Genomic DNA, 18606 nt, shown 5'->3' on the forward strand with positions numbered 1-18606 from the left:
AAGGCTACACAATGAATCAAACAATGAGACAGCTTGAGTACGGTGAGTCGTTTATTGAACGTCACATTGGCCCCTCTCGGGAAGAGCGCCAGCAGATGCTGACTGCCGTCGGCGCGAGCAGCCTCGATGAGCTTATCGGCCGGATTGTGCCAGCGGACATTCAGCTTCCCTATCCGCCAGCCACCGGCGACGCCATGACAGAGCATCAGGCGCTGGCAGAGCTTAAGGCTATAGCGTCCCAGAATCAGCGCTACCGTTCCTACATCGGCATGGGCTACTGCCCAACCCTGACGCCGCCAGTTATTCTGCGCAACGTGCTGGAGAATCCGGGCTGGTATACCGCTTATACGCCCTATCAGCCGGAGGTTTCCCAAGGGAGGCTGGAAGCGCTGTTAAACTTTCAGCAGATGACACAGGATCTGACCGGGTTGGATCTGGCGTCAGCGTCACTGCTGGATGAGGCTACCGCCGCAGCCGAAGCGATGGCGATGGCCAAACGGGCAGGAAAGCGCAAAGAGGCGAAAACGTTCTTTGTTGCAAACGACGTGCACCCACAGACTATCGACGTGGTGAAAACCCGAGCAGAAACCTTTGGCTTTAGCGTCGTGGTTGCGCCAATGGCAGAGGCGGTAAAACAGGGCGATCTGTTCGGTGCGCTGTTTCAACTGACCGGTACAGAGGGACAAATTAACGACTGCCGGGAAACTGTTCGTCAGTTGAAAGCCGACGGCGTGATTATCTGCATGGCGGCAGACATTATGTCACTGGTGCTGCTGGCATCTCCCGGCGAAGCGGGAGCCGATGTCGTGTTTGGATCGTCACAGCGCTTTGGCGTTCCCATGGGGTACGGTGGCCCTCATGCCGCATTTTTTGCCTGTCGAGACGAGTTTAAGCGTTCAATACCGGGGCGGATCATCGGCGTGTCTCGCGATGCGGCCGGCAAGACAGCACTGCGCATGGCGATGCAGACCCGCGAACAGCACATTCGCCGCGAAAAGGCTAACTCAAACATCTGTACGTCTCAGGTGCTGTTGGCCAACATGGCAGGCTTCTACGCTGTTTATCACGGCCCTGAGGGCCTAAAACGCATTGCTTTACGCATTCACCGTCTGACGGATATTCTGGCGACAGGGCTCAAAGAGAAAGGCCTAAAGCTTCGCCACAGCAGCTGGTTTGATACGCTGTGCGTTGAGGTTGAAGACAAAGAGGCGGTGCTGACGCGTGCGCTGAGCTTTGGCATTAACCTGCGCGCCGACCTGCACGGTGCAGTGGGCATCACACTGGACGAAACCACTACGGTGGACGACGTTAATACGCTATTTGACGTGCTGCTAGGGGACAGTCGCGCACTGGATGTCGATGCGCTCGACGTCCGCTGTATGACAGATAGCTGTTCAATACCGTCGCCAATGCTGCGCCAGACGCCTATCCTGACTCACCCAGTGTTTAACCGCTACCACAGCGAAACGGAGATGATGCGCTATTTGCATCGCCTAGCCCGTAAGGACTTGGCGCTGGATCAGGCGATGATCCCGCTAGGCTCTTGCACCATGAAGCTAAACGCAGCGGCGGAGATGATCCCCATTACCTGGCCTGAGTTTGCCGAGTTGCACCCGTTCTGCCCGCCAGAGCAGGCGCAGGGCTATCACACTATGCTAAACCAGCTTTCCCAGTGGCTGGCGCTGATCACCGGCTATGACGCCGTGAGTATGCAGCCTAACTCTGGCGCTCAGGGGGAATATGCGGGATTGCTGACAATCCGCCGTTATCACGCCGCGCGCGGTGAAGGTCATCGCCACGTTTGCCTGATCCCAAGCTCTGCCCACGGTACTAACCCCGCTTCGGCGCAGATGGCAGGCATGACGGTTGTGGTAGTCGCCTGTGACAAACAGGGCAATATTGACTTGGTTGACCTGCGGGAAAAGGCGATAGAACACCGCAATGACCTTTCGTGCATTATGGTGACCTATCCTTCAACGCACGGGGTGTATGAAGAAACCATTCGAGAAGCGTGCCGCATCGTGCATGAGTCCGGCGGTCAGGTCTATCTCGACGGCGCCAATATGAATGCTCAGGTCGGCATTACGACGCCCGGCTACATTGGTGCTGATGTTTCCCACCTTAACCTCCATAAAACGTTCAGCATCCCCCACGGCGGCGGCGGCCCGGGCATGGGGCCTATCGGCGTGAAGAAGCACCTTGCTCCCTATTTACCCGGCCACAGCGTGGTTCAGCCAGAGGGCATTACGCGACTGGGAGCGGTGTCGGCTGCGCCGTTTGGCAGCGCTTCGATTCTTCCTATCAGCTGGATGTACATTCACATGATGGGGGCATCGGGTCTGAAGACGGCGAGTCAGGTCGCTATTTTGAATGCGAACTATATCGCTCAGCGGCTAAAAGACGCCTATCCGGTGCTTTATTCGGGCAGCAGCGGTCTGGTGGCTCACGAATGCATTCTTGATATTCGCCCGCTGAAAGAGGAGAGCGGCATTACCGAGATGGATATTGCCAAACGCCTAATCGACTACGGTTTTCATGCGCCTACTATGTCGTTTCCCGTTGCCGGTACGCTCATGGTGGAGCCGACGGAGTCGGAGAGTAAAGTGGAGCTCGATCGCTTTATTGACGCCATGCTGGCAATTCGAGAGGAAGCCCGCCGCGTGCAGTCTGGAGAATGGCCGAAGGACGACAATCCGCTGGTTAACGCCCCGCACGTGCAGGCAGAGCTGGTTGAAGAGTGGAAGCATCCCTATAGCAGAGAGCTGGCCGTTTTCCCTTCTCCAGACGCGCTGAACAATAAGTACTGGCCGACCGTCAAGCGGCTGGACGACGTGTACGGCGACAGAAACCTGTTCTGCTCCTGTGTGCCGATGTCGGAATACTGATATCGACATCAGTGCTTAACAGAGCTTAATAGCGGTTAATCGAAAAAGATGGCGGTCCAAAGTGGGATCGCCATCATATTTTTTCTGTTGGTAAAATTTTATCGATTCTCATGCCTGTTTTTCCCAGCATCAGCCCAGTAGAGCGCTTTGGAGCAAGAGCGCCATAAATGCTTTGACGTTATGCATTAGAAAAATTCATGAATTTATATACAGTGCCCTGAGATCGGCGGAAATGCCGTATCCAAGGGCATTTTGTTGATGCTATATTCCCAATCGCGGTATAACGCCGATCCCTGATCTATTTGTTTATGACTCTTTCTTTATGCGCCTTCGGCACATTGAGACGGTTTCTCTTTGCCGAGTGAAAGGCAAATGGATCGGTGAAAAGCGCGTTGAATCACCGCTTAATGAGGAATCTATTTCCGCAAATAAAAATAATGCGCTTGTGAAAAGCAAACGCCGACAACGATAGAGATTTAAAGCATGGAACTACTGGAACAGCTGGTTGATTTTGTGAATAGCCTGCTCTGGGATCACGTATTAATCTTTTTGCTATGTGGTACCGGGATCTATTTTACCGTCCGTCTGGGCTTTGTTCAGGTTCGCCACTTTGGCACCGGCGTTAAAGAGCTGTTTGGCGGGATGTCCCTGAAGGGGAAAAAGGCTGACAAGAGCGGGATGAGTTCCTTTCAGGCTGTGGCAACGGCTATTGCTGGGCAAGTCGGTACCGGTAACCTAGCTGGGCCTGCAACGGCGATCCTCGCTGGCGGCCCCGGCGCGATTTTCTGGATGTGGGTGTCCTCTTTCCTCGGTATGTCGACGATTTATGCGGAAGCCATTCTGGCGCAAAAGTTTAAGACCAAAGACAAAAACGGTCAGGCCGTCGGCGGCCCGGCTTACTACATTGAACAGGGGCTAAAGTGTAAGTGGCTGGCCTGTGTGTTTGCCGTGCTTATTATTTTCGCATTGGGCTTTATTGGCAACATGGTGCAGTCAAACGCCATCGCTTCTGCGTTTAACAGCTCGCTGGGCGTACCTACTTGGGTTATGGGGGTGGTCATGGCGGTTGTGGCGGGCGTAGTCGTCATTGGCGGCATTCGCAGTATCGCTTCGTTTAGTGAGAAAGTCGTTCCGGTGATGGCCTGTCTTTACCTGATCGGCGCCTTTGCCATTCTGGCTATCAACTATGAGTACGTGCTGCCCGCGTTTGAATCAATCTTTGTTGCCGCGTTTAACCCTCAGGCAGTGGTCGGCGGCGGTGTCGGTATCGGTATTCAGCAGGCAATGCGCTTTGGTATTGCCCGAGGCCTGTTTGCTAACGAGGCGGGCATGGGGTCAACGCCGCACGCTCACGCCGTAGCGCGGGTTTCACGTCCAGAGCAGCAGGGCTTTATCGCCATGATGGGGGTTTTCGTTGTGTGCCTTATCGTGACGCTGACAGCGCTGGTGATCATTACTTCCGGCATGAAAGAGTGGGATGCAGCCGGTCGCGTGGGCGACTCTTTCCTGAGCATTTTCCGCGGCCAGGGTATTACGGTGACTCAACAGGCGTATGTGTATATCTTTGGCCAGTTTGGCAGCCTGTTTATCTCTGCTTCACTGTTCTTCTTTGCCTTTACTACCATTATTGGCTGGTACTACTACGCAGAAAACAACGTGCGCTATTTGTTCCAGTCCGTGTCAGCGGTGCGGATCTATCAGCTGATGGTAATCTGCTTTATCTTCGCCGCGTCACTGTTTAAGGTGGATCTGGTGTGGAAGATGGCGGACATGTTCAACGGCCTGATGGTGCTCCCTAACCTCGCGGCGCTGCTGCTGCTGTCTCCTATTGTGATTGGTGTAGGAAAAGCGGCAGGGTTTGGCTCGGGCGTACCGGACGCCGAGCTGGAGTCTGGCCGGTAACGCAGTTGCAGTTTCTTCTGATTGAGTGAAAGCCCCGGAGTGCCGGGGCTTTTTATTTCTTCTTTTTCCCTTTTCTCCCTTTTTTCCCTTTTTTCTCCTTTCTTCTAACTTCACTCCCCCTTTTTTTCGTGCTCCTCTCACCTGTCCATTTAGGCAGTTTCCTCCATTTTCTTTTTTTTATTACTATGGTTAAAAATGAAAAAATAATGCAACACATTGAATAAAAAGGAATAAAAATGTTTTATTCGAGTGATGATAAAGATTTGAAACATTTAACCAAACGTCTGTCGGCTAGTGGTGTAAGTGAACTGTTTGACAGCGTTAAAAAACGCACTTGTGCGCCTCAAGCGGACGACATAAATCGCTATCGCCTAGGCATAGACGGTGTGGAAGAAACGCTGTCTGTTTTACACCTTGAGGGGCAGAAACATTTAAGTCAGTCGTGGAGTTTTGTTGTGCAGTTTACTGCACCTCACGGGCTTTCTATGTCACAGGTGCTGAGCAAACGCGTGGTGATTGCTTTGATGACAGGCAGAGAGAGCGGCTTGGTAAACGCGACGTTAGGCACGTTGAGTAATACGTTAGGTAAGGTAGGCGGTAGGGTTTTATCTTCTGTGGCAAAGAGGATGACTTCTGATTTGTCTGGCTTCAATGCCAGATTGGGAACGGAGTTTGGTGAAGAACATCAGCTGTACGGTGTAGCGATGGCGTTTAGCCAGCTCTCATCCTCTGTTGACGAGGCTCGGTACGAAATTGCTGTCTACCCACGCTTACAGCTTCTGGAAAATACGCGAGGATGCGCGATCTATCAGAATCAGACGGTGCCGCAGATCGTAGAGGCCGTACTGCGTAAGCATGGTTTGACCGGAATAGATTTTCGCTTTGAGCTGTCGGAAAGCTATCCGGTTAAAGAGTATGTGACGCAGTGGGAAGAGAGCGATCTGACGTTTATCCGCCGTCTTCTGGCGGATTCGGGTATCTGGTTCTGGTTTGAAAGCCATTCGAAAAACGGTTGTGACGTAGTGGTATTCGGCGATTCTGCGCAGCAGTATCAGGACGGGCCGCGAGCGGAATACCGGACGCCCTCTGGCCATATTGATGATGGTCAGGAGGCGGTGTGGGACATGTCAGTAACGCGCAGGACTGTGCCTAATCGGGTTATTACACAGGACTATAACTACCGCACTGCGCAAACCAGAATGAAGTCGGAGGCCAATGAGCGAAAAAAGGATACAACTACGCACGGTCGGCGCTATCTCTATGCCGAACACTATAGGGAATGTGGTGAATCAGTACTGAGTGACAGTGAGCAAAGTGATTCGATGGAGCCGTTTGGCCGCGATCTGGATGACTGCACCACTGCAGCTCAGGAAAAAGAACTTTTACCAACAGGTTTTTCCGGTAGCGGTTCGAGTCTAGGAAGTATGACGGGCAGGGTGACTGATTCGCTGGACTCAGCGATCGACACTATTACTGGCTCGGTAAGTTCAGCAGGGAGGGATATACAGCATCGGGCTAATAGGGTTCAGAGCATAGTCTACCAAGGTATGGATCTGATGACTGAAGCCAGCTTTAGCGGTGAACAGCGGGGTGAAGAAGAGCAAGAGCCCGAAGAGGTTGGACAAGGGGCATGGTATGCAAAGCTGCGCCACCAGCGGCTGATGACTGAACAGGTCACTATTGCCGGTAAAACGACGCTAATGCACTTGGCTCCCGGTCAAATTTTGACGGTTAGCGGTTCGTCGATAGCCGAGGCTAAGCGCGGAATACTGATTGTGTCGGTAAGTAGCGTAGGCGACAGGAGCCTGGCATATCAGCTGACTTTTATCGGCATTCCTTATGACGTGATGTGTCCCTACCGACCAGAGCTACTGCCGTGGCCCAGTATCAGCGGGACGCTGCCCGCCCGAGTGACCAGCCCAGACAGCGACCAGTATGGCTATATGGACAGCGACGGTCGCTATCGGGTGAAGATGGACTTCGATCTGAACGATAAGTGGCGTAGGGGCGAGGAAAGCCTGTGGATGCGCCGCGCCTCGGTTTATGCGGGTGATACTTACGGGCTGCACTTTCCGCTGATAGACGGTACGGAAGTGGCGATAGCGTTTACCGGTGGCAACCCGGATCGCCCCTATATCTCACACGCGATGCACGATTCACGTCACCCTGAGCCGGTAACGGCGGCCAACCACAAGCGCAACGTGATACGTACTCCCGCCAACAACAAGCTGCGGATGGACGATGAGCGAGGCAAAGAGCACATCAAGATCGCTACCGAGTACGGTAAAACTCAGCTGAATATGGGTCATTTGGTTAACGGTAAAAGAGAAAAGCGCGGTGAAGGCTTTGAGCTAAGAACGGACGAGTGGGGAGCCATTCGTGCCGGAAAAGGGCTGTTTATTGGTGCTCACGCACAGGAAAAGGCCAAAGGAAACGCGCTAAGTATTGATGCCGCGTTGGAGCAGCTGTCTGCGGCTAATCACCAAATGCGCTCGCTGTCTGAAGCCGCCAGTGCCGCTTTAGCGCTCGCGGCTGACGTACAGGCTCAACAGAGCCTGCTGGCTGAACGCATTGACGCACTAAAATCCGCCGTTGTTCTGCTTAGCGCACCGAAGGGTATTGCGCTGACCAGCGGTGAGCACCTTCATGCATCCGCAGGGAAGAATCTGGCGCTGACGGCGGGTAAAGATGTAGATATCAGTGCCATAAGGCGCCTGACGATGGCGGCGGGAGAGGCGTTTAGTCTGTTTGTGAAGAAGGCCGGCATCAGGTTATTTGCCGCTAAAGGCAAGGTGGAGATTCAGGCGCAGGGCGACGGGCTGGATCTGATTGCCCGAAAGGGGCTTTCTATTATCAGCACGGAAGATGAAATCATCATCAACGCTAAAAAGAAAATTACGCTTAACGCCAACGGTACCTATATTTCGCTCGATAAATGCCTGATCGAGCTGGCTACGCTGGGCGATTTTAAAATCAAAAGCGCCAGTTTTGATACTTCTGGCCCCGCCGCTAGGCCTCCTACTTTTCCTAACGTTCCCAATGTCGACGGCTGTAGTGAGTTTTTTACTCTCAGCGATCAGAAAACGAATCAACCGTTGGCCAACTTCCCTTACACCCTAAGCTGGAGCGGGCAGGATATTTCAGGGCATACCGATGAGCGCGGCAACACACAGGCGATTTATACCGCCTCGAGCGAGCCTATATCAGTACAGCCGCATCCTGAGCGGGTGGATCGTCTGTTAGTTGAAGCCGCCTACTGGGACAGTGATACCCCACTTAGTCTGGATTTTAACCGAACAGGCGAGGCCAAAGAGATGCAAGAGGAGCAGGCGAAGTGACAGAGAAAAGAAAGACAGGCTCGGCTCACGATACGGGAAAGGGAAATGCGACAACGAAGGCAGATGCGTCCGGAACGGCGCTGCCGGTCACCAATCCTCTGGATCTCTGGTATCTGTGCCAAAAAATCAACTATGCGCTTAAATATCCCATTACGCGCGCCGATGGCGCTACGGTTTACCAGCGGGTAGTTACCGAACTGGTAAGGCTGGATAACCGAGCCTTTAACTATCACTGGCCCTACATTGGCGAGTGCGGCTACGACATGACGACCGATCCGCCGCAGCCGATTATGAGCCGGGAACAGCCCCATCGGCCAAGCGATTTCCCGCTGTCGGAATATAACGTCATTAAAGAAAGATATGTGTACCGGCTGCACGGTATCGCCACTGCCGATCTGCGAGTTGAAGTGACAAAGCTGCTGCTGTTGCTCAGCGAGCTGGAAAGCATGCTGACGCCTGAAATGCGGCAAATATACAGCCCGCTAAAAGAGATAGGCGGTGAGCTGACGCGGATATTTAAGGTTACCCGCGGCCTGTTTCGCATACCTGACGTGGTGAAGCTGAAAAACATCGAACTGTCGGGGAAGGCGGCGTTTGAGCAGGCCAACCTCGATGATGTGATAGAGATAAAGTTTAATCAGAGCGGGGATAAGCTATTAGAGACACAGAAGCGCGCTTATGAGCGAATTGCTGGAGAGAGACGAAAGTTTCATTTATTACAAAGTAATACCTGTCAGATTGATAACCGCCGACAGAGAGACTGGTTGAGGGAGGCGAAAAAGGAGCCGATGTACAGGCCGCTGGCGCAGGGGCTGGAGAAGATGAAGCAGCGGGCCAGAGTGCGGGCAGAAGTAGAAGAGTATCAGCACCTGATTGGCATGATAGACCAAGAGCTGGACGACGTGCGGCGGCGCCTGATGCCGGTTTATCCGGAACCGGTGCGCGACTACAGCGAGCTGACACAGGGAAACCGGCTGGAGGCGCCGCCGTCGGAGGCCGAAATGCACAGAATGAGGAAGGCAATCGCGGGTCTTGAGATGTCGCTAGGAGGGGCTATGTGGGGCATCGGCGCTTACGGCATTGCAGCGGGTAGCGTGATGGCCGTCGGAACTGGAGCGGCAACCACGGCCGCTGTAGCACCGTCCGTGCCGGTCGCGGAGTCGTCGATGGCGGTAGCGGCTGAGGCGGCCGTTGCCGCCAGAGAGACAACAATGACGGTAGGCTCTAACGTGGTTCAGTTTGGCAATATGAGCAGGCAGACGGTAGAGCAGCTAGTTAAGTTTACCGCTCTGGTGGCAGCCAACGAGGCGATTATCAATAAAGCAGCGGCGCAAGAGCCTGAATCCAGTGAAACGCAGATCGCACTCACAAGAGACTTTCTGTCCAATCCTGCAAAAACCGAGCAGCGCTATATCTACTGGCCGGACTAATAAGATCGGGAGAGTAACAATGAGCTTTTTTGACCAATTTGACGAGGCGAGCTGGGAGTTTACCTACGGCGACGAGTGTAATCCCGAGCTTACCGTTCTGCAGGTGGGGCTGGTCGCCATATTCCATATTGATGAAGGATGGCACGAGGAAAAACGCCGGGCGATTGCCGAGGCGATAGAGCGATATGTTCAGGATTATGGCGACAAGTTACAGTCAGGCTATCTTGTTAATGTTAATAAGCCAGAACGTTTTATTAGAAAAGATGGCAGTAATCGGATCCGGCGGCTGTTGGCATTGGAAGATGATGATGCCGATACGCGCTGGGGTTCAAGCCACAGTCTGGACTATGTCAGTGATTATCAGATAGGGGCTGCTTTACCGGCCGGATGGTTTGAATATGTTCATCGTTCCGTCTCTTACGTTTGTTTTTATTTACCAGTCTCAGAGTTAAAAGAGGAAGGGGGAAAAGAACGCTTTGAACGGCTGATTTTGGACTTCTGCACGTTGTTAAAACCGATGCACGGTTTGGCCGGGCTAGGCGTACAGCAGGTATATGAAGACCATAAGTATCAGCATTTGGAATATGAAGTTGCTCAGATGTTTAATGGGATTGATATGACCTCTAATTCAACCAATCGTGGGATGCGTAATGGCTTTAGCTCCGTTAACTGGTACACCTTTTTAGCGGATGAATGGGTTGAAAAATTAGGAGGAAAGGGGCAACTGGTAACCCGTTTTGACAGTACAGATATTATGCTGCTGCCCTATGACGGCGGCGTGGTTATTCGAGCAGGAGAATGGCCTGAGCTGGGCTGGATTGAAAAAGATCCCTATCCGGATCTTTATGTAAAAGTGAATCAGGTGCTTAAGCCAGTACGTACGCCGGATATGGGCTCTTTTGGCAATGGCTCAATTGCTGGTGAGATTCGGTTTAATAAAGAGTCGACGGCACGCTGGCTGGCGCGCTTCGACAACGCCCCGCAGCTTAGCGCCAACGCGCCGCCCAAAAGCGTGCAGTCCCGGCTGATTACCGCCAAAACGACAGAGCCGTGCCCCCATACCGGCTTCTATGGATCCGGCTTTCCGCTGGAGTACGCCACGGTTCAACAGGGCTTCCCTATGCCGCCGCGGAAAAATGGCAATCCTACTCAATGGACGCTGCTCAGGCGCGCTGACGGCGGGCCAACATCGGTCTCGGTAGAAAGTGATGGGGAGAAATAGCCCATGAGCTTTTTTGACCAATTTGACGAGGCGAGCTGGGAGTTTACCTACGGCGATGAGTGTAATCCCGAACTTACCGTGCTGCAGGTGGGGCTGGTCGCCATCTTCCATATTGACGAAGGATGGCGTGAGGAAAAACGCCGGGCGATTGCCGAGGCGATAGAGCGATATATTCAGGATTATGGTGATAGGCTGTGTTGGGGATTTATTGATAACGTTAATAGACCAGAGCTTTTTATTAAAGGAAGTAAAGATAATCGAATACAACGACTAATAGAGTTAGAGGATGGTGCCGCAGAAATATTGTGGGGCTCAAGTAGTGGTAGACACAGTGTTAGTGACTATCAAATAGATATGTTTTCGCCTGCTGGTTGGTTCGAATATATTCATCATCCTGTCTCCTATGTGCGTTTTTATCTGCCCATATCAGAGTTAAAGATGGAAGGAGGAAAAGAGCGTTTTGAACGACTGATTTTAGACTTCTGTACGCTGTTAAAACCGATGCACGGTCTGGCAGGGCTGGGGCTACAGCAGATTTACGAGCATGAAAAGTTTCAGCATCTGGAGTATGAAATAGGGCAGGCGTTTAACGGTATTGATATGACCAACCCTTATGGTGATAAACAGTACCGTGACGGAATCACCTCGGTGAACTGGTACACCTTTTTTGACAACGGGTGGCTCACCAAGCTTGGCGGCCAGCAGGCACTGCTCGCGGCATTTGATAAGACAGATATCACGCTGCTGCCCTATGAAGGGGGAATGGTCGTGCGCGCGGGCGAGTGGCCAGAGCTGGGCTGGATTGAGAAAGATCCCTATCCCGATCTCTACGTCAAGGTTAATCAGGCTTTGAGGCCTATTCGTGCCCCGAAGCTGGATTCTATGGGCTACGGCTCTAACGCGGGGGAAATTCGCTTTGATGAACGCAGTACGGCTTGCTGGCTAGCGCGTTTCGACAACGCTCCACAGCTTAACGTCAGCGCGCCGCCCAAAAGCGTACAGTCCCGGCTGATTACCGCCAAAACGGCAGAGCCGTGCCCCCATACCGGCTTCTATGGATCCGGCTTTCCACTGGAGTACGCCACGGTTCAACAGAGCTTCCCTATGCCGCCGCGAGAAAATGGTAACCCGACTACGTGGACACTGATAAAGCGCGCCGACGGCGGGCCGATATCGGTTGAGGGGGATTGAACATGCTTGTTGGCGTTATTCGACTGGGAGATAAGACGACACACGGTGGCACTGTTATTTCTGCGTCATCAACTATGACATTCCACGGCGTTCCCGTTGCGCGTTTGGGGGATAGCGTAACCTGCCCACTGCATAATCTTACCGTTATTGCAGAGGGAAATGCGTCCTTTACGGATAACGGGATACCGATTGCATTCGATGGGCACCAGTGTGCCTGCGGCTGTCGGTTAATCGCGTCATTACGTTATGTTACTGCAGGATAGCCTATGTCCGTTATTCTCACTGATATTCCTGATGAACTGCCCCCGGCTTCGCTGCCTAACCTATTTCTCTGGAGTGGAGGGCTGATACTGCTGATGGTGATTAACTCAGCCACCGTACTGTATGGATGGCCGGAGAGAAAATCGATGGCAGAGGTGGTTTTCTGGCTTTTACTGATGGGGCCAGCTATAGCGGTCTGGCTGATTTTGTTTATATCCAGACTTATTTATGGGCTCGTTGAGCAAAAGTTTATTGATAACTTTAACCAGCGACGTAGCGCCTGGCTCAAGCAGGAAATCGCCAGAGGACGCCGTTTTTTATATATCCTCGGGAGTGCTTCAGCTGTGGTTCAGCCCTCGGGGGAGTCCGGTGAGTGGAGGTCGGCAAATGAAGAGGTCTTGTCCGCCAGAGAAACTCGACAGGGGCAGGTTATCAGACATTCCCCGTTACCCAGAGGTGAAAAATCAGAAGCGGACTTTCTTTTGTCGCTATTCCAGCAGCTCCTGTTCGACACGGATAGACACATTCAGCGTTTACCAAAAGACTGTGTTTTATATATATCACTTCAGGTTGACTCCCTTCTTTCCCCTGAAGAAGTTAGGCTGAGCTGGACTGATGCCTGTGGAGCGCTTTCGCCAGATCTAAACGTAGTATTACAAGTAGAGACTAGCGGGCTCGACGTGGTGGATAACTGGTTGGATAAACACTCTGATAGCGCTGCGGCGCTCTTAATTATCTCTGTACAGCTGAACCCGTTTGAGACGCCGATAAAAGAGAGTGCGGAAGCCGCCGTCAGCATCTTATTAGCAAATGAACCTGCCTCTGAGGACTGTTTAATAAGACTGCACCGTCCAGAGCGGTTTGATGAAAGCCGTGATATAGAAACCTCAATTTCACAGGCGCTACTTTGGGCTAAAGAGGAACCTGATCATATAAAAACGCTGTGGATGTCAGGGCTGGATAGTGAAGGTAAGAAAATTGGCCTGTGGATGCAGGCGTTAGAGCACCTCGAACTAAAAGAGATTCAGAAAGCAGAACGCAAAAATATAGACAGGATTATTGGAAAACCTGGTCTGGCTTCTCCCTGATTGGGGATTGTTGCAGCTAGTGGGAGGGCTTTAGTAACCAAAGGCTCGCAGATGATACTTTCCGGGCCGAGCAATGGGCCGCACTCACAGACATGGATAAGCGTCGTCTCCTATGGTCTGAATGAATAGAGCACTCTGCGGCTGATGGTAATGCTGGCTGCCGTCGTTCCCCTATTCAGGCGGGCAAAACGTTCCCAGATATTCGACTTTTTCTTTACCTTCTTTTTCTTTACATAAAATTTCAGCTTACATGTGTACACTGAAATAATTCTCATATAAGCTGACAGTCGTTTCCTGAATGGCTGCGGTCGCAGCCGTTCTCCTTTCCTCTTGAGGGGCATATTTATGTCTTCAGCAGTAAAACAGGGGTATTCGGTTGCCGAAGAGATAGCGAACAGCATTAGTCACGGTGTCGGCTTTATTTTAGGCATCGTCGGGCTGGTGCTGCTTTTGACTCAGGCAGTCGCCAATGAAGCAGGCTCGCTGGAAATTACCAGCTATAGCCTTTACGGCGGCAGCATCATTCTGCTTTTTCTTGCCTCTACGCTTTATCACGCTATTCCTAACCAGACAGCCAAGCGTCGCCTTAAAACGTTCGACCACTGCGCTATTTACCTGCTGATTGCGGGTACCTATACGCCCTTTTTGCTGGTCGGCTTAAACTCCCCTCTGGCTCGAGGGCTGATGGTGGTTATCTGGAGCCTGGCGCTGATCGGCGTGATCTTCAAACTGGCGTTTACCCACCGTTTTAAAGTGATATCCCTCGTGACCTATTTGGGGATGGGGTGGCTGTCGCTGGTGGTAATTTATCAGATGGTGGTGACGCTGTCGGCTGGAGCGGTAAGCCTGTTGGCCGCTGGCGGGATTATCTATACGCTGGGGGTGATATTTTACGTAAACAAACGCATTCCCTTTAATCATGCCATCTGGCACGGTTTCGTGCTGGGAGGCAGCGCCTGCCACTTCTTTGCAGTTTATCTCTATATTGCGTAAGAAAAGCAAATGAGTTGCGCTGCGGCTTCTCGTTAAAACCGCAGCGCGTGATGGTTACTCTGCTTCTTCCAGCGAATAGGGAAGAGGGCAAATAGCCAACTGGCTAGTCGCGTCGTCTCTGACGCGCAGCACGGCATCATGCTCCAGATCGCTGTTCAGCACGGCCTGAAGGCGCAGCGAATCGTCCGTTAGTCTGACCGACGACAGCACCGTGCCGGTGCGCCGCCAGTTTTCCCCTAACTGCAACTCCAGCTCATCGCCTACCGCAGGCTGAGTGAGCGCTTTCCCCTCTAGCCAGTACATAGCGCGCCGATTAGCACCGCGGTATTTAGCGCGCGCCACCATCTCTTGACCGGTGTAGCAGCCTTTCGTAAAGCTGATAGCGTCCAGTGCCTGCAGGTTGACGCCCTGAGGCAGAAACTCGCCGGCAACGGCGTCGTCAATAATGGGCAGACCCGCTTCAATATCTAGCGCCAGCCACTGACGACTGTCGTTAAGGGCGGCTTTGCCTAGCAGCGATGAATAGAGGCGATCGGCCTGTGCCTGCGGGGCGACAATCAGAAAGCGTTCTGACGGTGCAGAGAAGTAGAGCAGCGTTGTGTTGTCCACCGTGACAGAGGGTGATTGGGCGTCGGGCAGAGTGGAATAGAGCGCACCGAGGGCATCTCTGGCCCCCGTTCCTGCCAGCCCTAGAAGCAGAGCTGCGTCGTCCCGTGCGATAGTGACTTTGGAGAAAACTGCATATTTTTTCAGTTCGGTCACTTGGCGTTCACACACGCTGGCTCGCTGTAAATAGGCGAGTGAATCACCGCGGTGAAACAGGCGCAGGGCGCTCCAGGTTTTTCCCTTGGCGTCGCAGTGGGCGCTCAGAGTGTGCTGCTGGTCTCCCAGAGCGAAAACGTCAGCGGTGATCTGCCCCTGAAGGTATTTACGCGCGTCTTCTCCCGTCACAGTAACCAGAGCCCAGTCTTCCAGCGACATGAGCGTCAGAGGCAGATGAAGTGAAGTAGAAGCAAGCTGCGACGGAAGGGGGGATGTGTACATCATGAGAACTCCGACATAAGCAGGCCTGAAAGACGGCCTGAACCGTGAAGATATCGTCGAATCAAGGTATTGAATAAGACGTTTCAGAATGCCTTCAAGATAAGCCAAAACTGCCGTTGACGCCAGTACCACGGCGGGCGGTTTCGATCCCTATTCGTCGTTTACTGAAAGCGTTAGCAGCAAACACAGCGTTATTTCGAGCAAAGCGGCAAATATTCACTAAGTTTTGAGTGTACTCTTTCACTAATCCTGAGCAAATTGTTAAGCTACGGCTTTCCTGCGATAACCCAATAAGAGTATGCACATATGGATATTAACAATAAAACCCGAATCCACTGGGCCTGCCGCCGCGGTATGCGTGAACTGGATGTCGCCATTATGCCTTTCTTTGAACACGACTATGACGCGCTGCCCGACGCCGACAAGATGACGTTTGTCAGGCTGCTGGACTGTGAAGATCCTCAGCTTTTTCGCTGGCTGATGAATCAGTCCGTTCCGGATGATGCGGACTTTGCGCGCATGATTAATATGATTCAGGTAAAAAATGCAGAACGCCGTTCTTTGGAAGAGTGATATTCGAATTTCCTGGAAGAGTCAGTGTGTCTCGCTGCTGATACACGGCGCTCTGGTGTTGATTGTGTTGCTGTACCCCTGGAACGACGGCTATTGGCCCCTGTGGCTGTTTTTAGTGACGCTGGTTATTTTTGACTGCCTGCGCAGTCAGCGGCATATTCAGAGGATGCAGGGAGAAATGGCGCTGCTGCGAAGTGGCGTTTTTCAGTGGCATCGCGAGGAGTGGCATATTAAAGGCCGCACGCTGATGCTCAAATGGGGCGTTTTAATCACTATTCAGTCCGCCGTGGGTAAGCGGCAAAAGCGCCGCCTGTGGCTTGCCATTGACAGTATGAGTCAAGAGTCGTGGCGCAGCCTGCGTTTTCACCTGTTGCAGCTTGAGCGGCAGCGGGATAGCCGGTAAAACGTCAACCGGTAACACACCGGACGGAAAGGCTCTGAGCCCTCAATGAAGAGATCGCGTTTATGTCTGTAATCTGGCTTGTGGAAGATGAAGTAAGCATTGCCGATACGCTTATTTATACCTTGGAAACTGACGGCTTTGAGGTGCGCTGGTTTGAGCGCGGCGAGCCTGCGCTGGCAGCGCTGGCTCAGGGGCGCCCGGCACTGGCTATTTTAGACGTCGGCCTGCCCGACATTAACGGTTTTGACCTGTGTCGCCGCATGCTGGGGCAGGTGGCGGATCTTCCGCTGATTTTTCTGACCGCCCGCAGCGAAGAGCTGGATCGCATCGTCGGGCTTGAAATCGGTGCCGATGACTATATCCCCAAACCTTTTTCTCCACGTGAAGTGAGTGCCCGAGTGCGCACCATTTTGCGCCGTCTGGAAAAGCAAAAGCGCCTCCTGCCGAGTTACGGCGCATTTGAGCTGGACGAAGAGGGCGCTGCAATTGCGTTTCACGGTCAGCCACTTTCGCTGACCCGCTATGAGTTTCTGCTGCTTAGAACCCTGCTGAAGTCTCCTCGCCGGGTGTTCTCTCGCCAGCAGCTGATGGATTTGGTCTGGCAAGATGCGGAAGAGAGTCTGGATCGTACGGTGGACACCCACATTAAAACTCTGCGCGCCAAGCTGCGAACCGTTAACGAGAGCGCTAACCCCATTCAGACCCACCGTGGTCTGGGTTACAGCCTGAGCCACAACGAATGAGGATTGGCTTTCGTCTGCTGTTGGGCTTTTTCATGATTGTGGCCGTTGCGGGCTACTTCATCATGAACATCTTCGTGCAGGAAGTGAAACCCGGCGTTCGGCGAGCCACGGAAGGCATGATGGTAGATACTGCCAATCTGCTGGCTCAGATCGCCGAGCAGGATATCCGGCACCACAGCCTGAGTCAGGGATATTTGATTCAGGCCTTTCGTGACATCAACCGCACGCCTATCGGGGCGAAGATAGACGATATCGTTAAAAATAACATGGAGTATCGGGTTTACATTACCGATGAGAAAGGCATCGTTATTTTTGATTCAACCGGAGAGGCACTTGGTCAGGACTATTCTCTCTGGAATGACGTGTATCTGACGCTCAGAGGGAAGTATGGCGCGCGCAGCACCCGACTAGATCCCGATGATGAAAGCACCTCAGTCATGTACGTGGCGGCGCCGATTCGCTCTGAAGAGGGCGATATTATAGGGTCGTTAACCGTTGCCAAGCCTAATGAGGCTATGCAGCCGGTTATTCGCAGAAGCGAGCGGCGAATTGAGATCGCGGGCATTATGCTGTTGGGCATTGCATTAACTATCGGTGCCGGTTTCGTCTGGTGGATTAACCGCTCGATTTCTCGCCTGGTGCGCTACGCGGGTGAAGTTGCCGACGGCGGCGCGCCAACGCTACCTAACGTCGGCAGCACAGAGCTGAAAAGTTTGGCTCTGGCGCTGGAGAGTATGCGGGTTAAGCTGGAGGGCAAGGACTACATTGAGAAATACGTCCACACGCTGACCCATGAACTGAAAAGCCCACTGGCGGCGATCCGCGGGGCGGCAGAAATTTTAAAAGAAGCGCCTCCCGAGCCGGTCGCTCAGCGCTTTATCAACAATATTTCTCAGCAAAACGAACGTTTACAGCTGCTGGTGGATCGCATGCTGCAGCAGGCACAGGTGGAAAACCGTCTGCGTCAGGAGCTGGCGATCGTCGATTTGGCACAGGTGCTTTATGGGGTCATTAGCGCCAAAGAGGCGCAGTTTACCCAGCGCGGCGTGGTGCTCAAGGCGAATATCGCTGCTCCGGTCAGCGTTCGCGGAGATAAGCTGCTGCTTGAACAGGCTTTCAGCAATCTGTTGGATAACGCGCTGGACTTCACTCCCAAGGGCGGTGACATTTTGCTGACTGGTGAAGTCTTCGACAAACACTATCGAGTGACGGTGGTCGACAGCGGGCCGGGTGTTCCTGACTACGCGCTGGATAGGGTGTTTGACCGCTTCTATTCTCTGCCCAGGCCGGATAAGGGAAAAAGTACCGGACTGGGGCTTAGCTTTGTGCGAGAGGTAGCGGTGCTGCACCACGGAAGCATTAGCCTAGATAACAGCGAACAGGGCGGAGCCAGAGCGGTGTTTATCCTTCCTATAAAAGAAAAATAGCTCGCCGCGCTGTAGCGGCGCGGTATTTTTACCCCACTTCTACTTATCCCACTTGCGCTTACTTCACTTCCCCTTCACATAACGACATCCTCTTTTCACTTTAGCC

14 protein-coding genes are annotated in these 18606 nt (G+C 52.9%); 13 read left to right on the plus strand and 1 reads right to left on the minus strand.

The features are described from left to right. Window positions 1–11 precede the first annotated feature (11 nt). From gcvP to trhA, 9 genes are all read left to right on the plus strand, one after another. On the plus strand, window positions 12–2885 hold the full coding sequence (gcvP, locus tag DQM29_RS02740; RefSeq protein WP_111739193.1) for an aminomethyl-transferring glycine dehydrogenase: 2874 nt from the start codon (window positions 12–14) through the stop codon (window positions 2883–2885). A 483-nt stretch (window positions 2886–3368) separates the two neighbouring features. After that, window positions 3369–4787: an alanine/glycine:cation symporter family protein gene (locus DQM29_RS02745; protein ID WP_111739194.1), complete on the plus strand. Its 1419-nt coding sequence runs from the start codon at window positions 3369–3371 to the stop codon at window positions 4785–4787. Between the two features lie 236 nt (window positions 4788–5023). After that, a complete protein-coding gene (locus tag DQM29_RS02750) occupies window positions 5024–8125 on the plus strand; it encodes a type VI secretion system Vgr family protein (protein WP_111739195.1) in 3102 nt (1033 codons plus the stop codon). Further along, complete coding sequence (locus DQM29_RS02755) at window positions 8122–9555, plus strand: hypothetical protein (RefSeq protein ID WP_111739196.1); 1434 nt, start codon at window positions 8122–8124, stop codon at window positions 9553–9555. The genes DQM29_RS02750 and DQM29_RS02755 overlap by 4 nt, the downstream gene beginning before the upstream one ends. 19 nt (window positions 9556–9574) lie before the next feature. Next, window positions 9575–10777, plus strand: coding sequence for a type VI immunity family protein (locus tag DQM29_RS02760; RefSeq protein WP_111739197.1), 1203 nt, complete (start codon window positions 9575–9577; stop codon window positions 10775–10777). 3 nt (window positions 10778–10780) lie between these two features. Beyond that, the gene (locus DQM29_RS02765) at window positions 10781–11968 is read left to right on the plus strand and encodes a type VI immunity family protein (protein ID WP_111739198.1); all 1188 of its coding nucleotides are present in this window, start codon (window positions 10781–10783) and stop codon (window positions 11966–11968) included. Window positions 11969–11970: 2 nt separating this feature from the next. Further along, the gene (locus tag DQM29_RS02770) at window positions 11971–12231 is read left to right on the plus strand and encodes a PAAR domain-containing protein (RefSeq protein WP_111739199.1); all 261 of its coding nucleotides are present in this window, start codon (window positions 11971–11973) and stop codon (window positions 12229–12231) included. A gap of 3 nt (window positions 12232–12234) precedes the next feature. Next, a complete protein-coding gene (locus DQM29_RS02775; RefSeq protein ID WP_111739200.1) occupies window positions 12235–13317 on the plus strand; it encodes a hypothetical protein in 1083 nt (360 codons plus the stop codon). A gap of 345 nt (window positions 13318–13662) precedes the next feature. After that, window positions 13663–14310 (plus strand): PAQR family membrane homeostasis protein TrhA, encoded by a 648-nt coding sequence (trhA, locus tag DQM29_RS02780; RefSeq protein ID WP_111739201.1) that lies wholly within the window; start codon window positions 13663–13665, stop codon window positions 14308–14310. 54 nt (window positions 14311–14364) lie between these two features. Here trhA and ygfZ read toward each other — a convergent pair whose 3' ends face one another. Further along, window positions 14365–15357 carry a tRNA-modifying protein YgfZ gene (gene ygfZ, locus DQM29_RS02785; protein WP_111739202.1) on the minus strand — a complete coding sequence of 331 codons (993 nt, stop codon included), beginning with the start codon at window positions 15355–15357 and terminating at the stop codon, window positions 14365–14367. A gap of 303 nt (window positions 15358–15660) precedes the next feature. On the opposite strand from ygfZ, the gene sdhE reads away from it, so the two are divergent. From sdhE to creC, 4 genes are all read left to right on the plus strand, one after another. Beyond that, window positions 15661–15927, plus strand: a complete 267-nt coding sequence (gene sdhE / locus DQM29_RS02790; protein WP_111739203.1) for an FAD assembly factor SdhE — start codon at window positions 15661–15663, stop codon at window positions 15925–15927. Continuing rightward, entirely contained in the window at window positions 15899–16330 is a 432-nt protein-coding gene (locus tag DQM29_RS02795) for a protein YgfX (protein WP_111739204.1), read from the plus strand. Before sdhE ends, DQM29_RS02795 begins: the two co-directional genes overlap by 29 nt. Before the next feature lie 62 nt (window positions 16331–16392). Further along, window positions 16393–17073, plus strand: a complete 681-nt coding sequence (gene creB / locus DQM29_RS02800) for a two-component system response regulator CreB (RefSeq protein ID WP_111739205.1) — start codon at window positions 16393–16395, stop codon at window positions 17071–17073. Continuing rightward, window positions 17070–18500, plus strand: coding sequence for a two-component system sensor histidine kinase CreC (creC, locus tag DQM29_RS02805; RefSeq protein ID WP_111739206.1), 1431 nt, complete (start codon window positions 17070–17072; stop codon window positions 18498–18500). The genes creB and creC overlap by 4 nt, the downstream gene beginning before the upstream one ends. The last annotated feature ends 106 nt before the right edge of the window (window positions 18501–18606 follow it).

The organism is Leminorella richardii (genome assembly GCF_900478135.1).
Lineage (GTDB): Bacteria > Pseudomonadota > Gammaproteobacteria > Enterobacterales > Enterobacteriaceae > Leminorella > Leminorella richardii.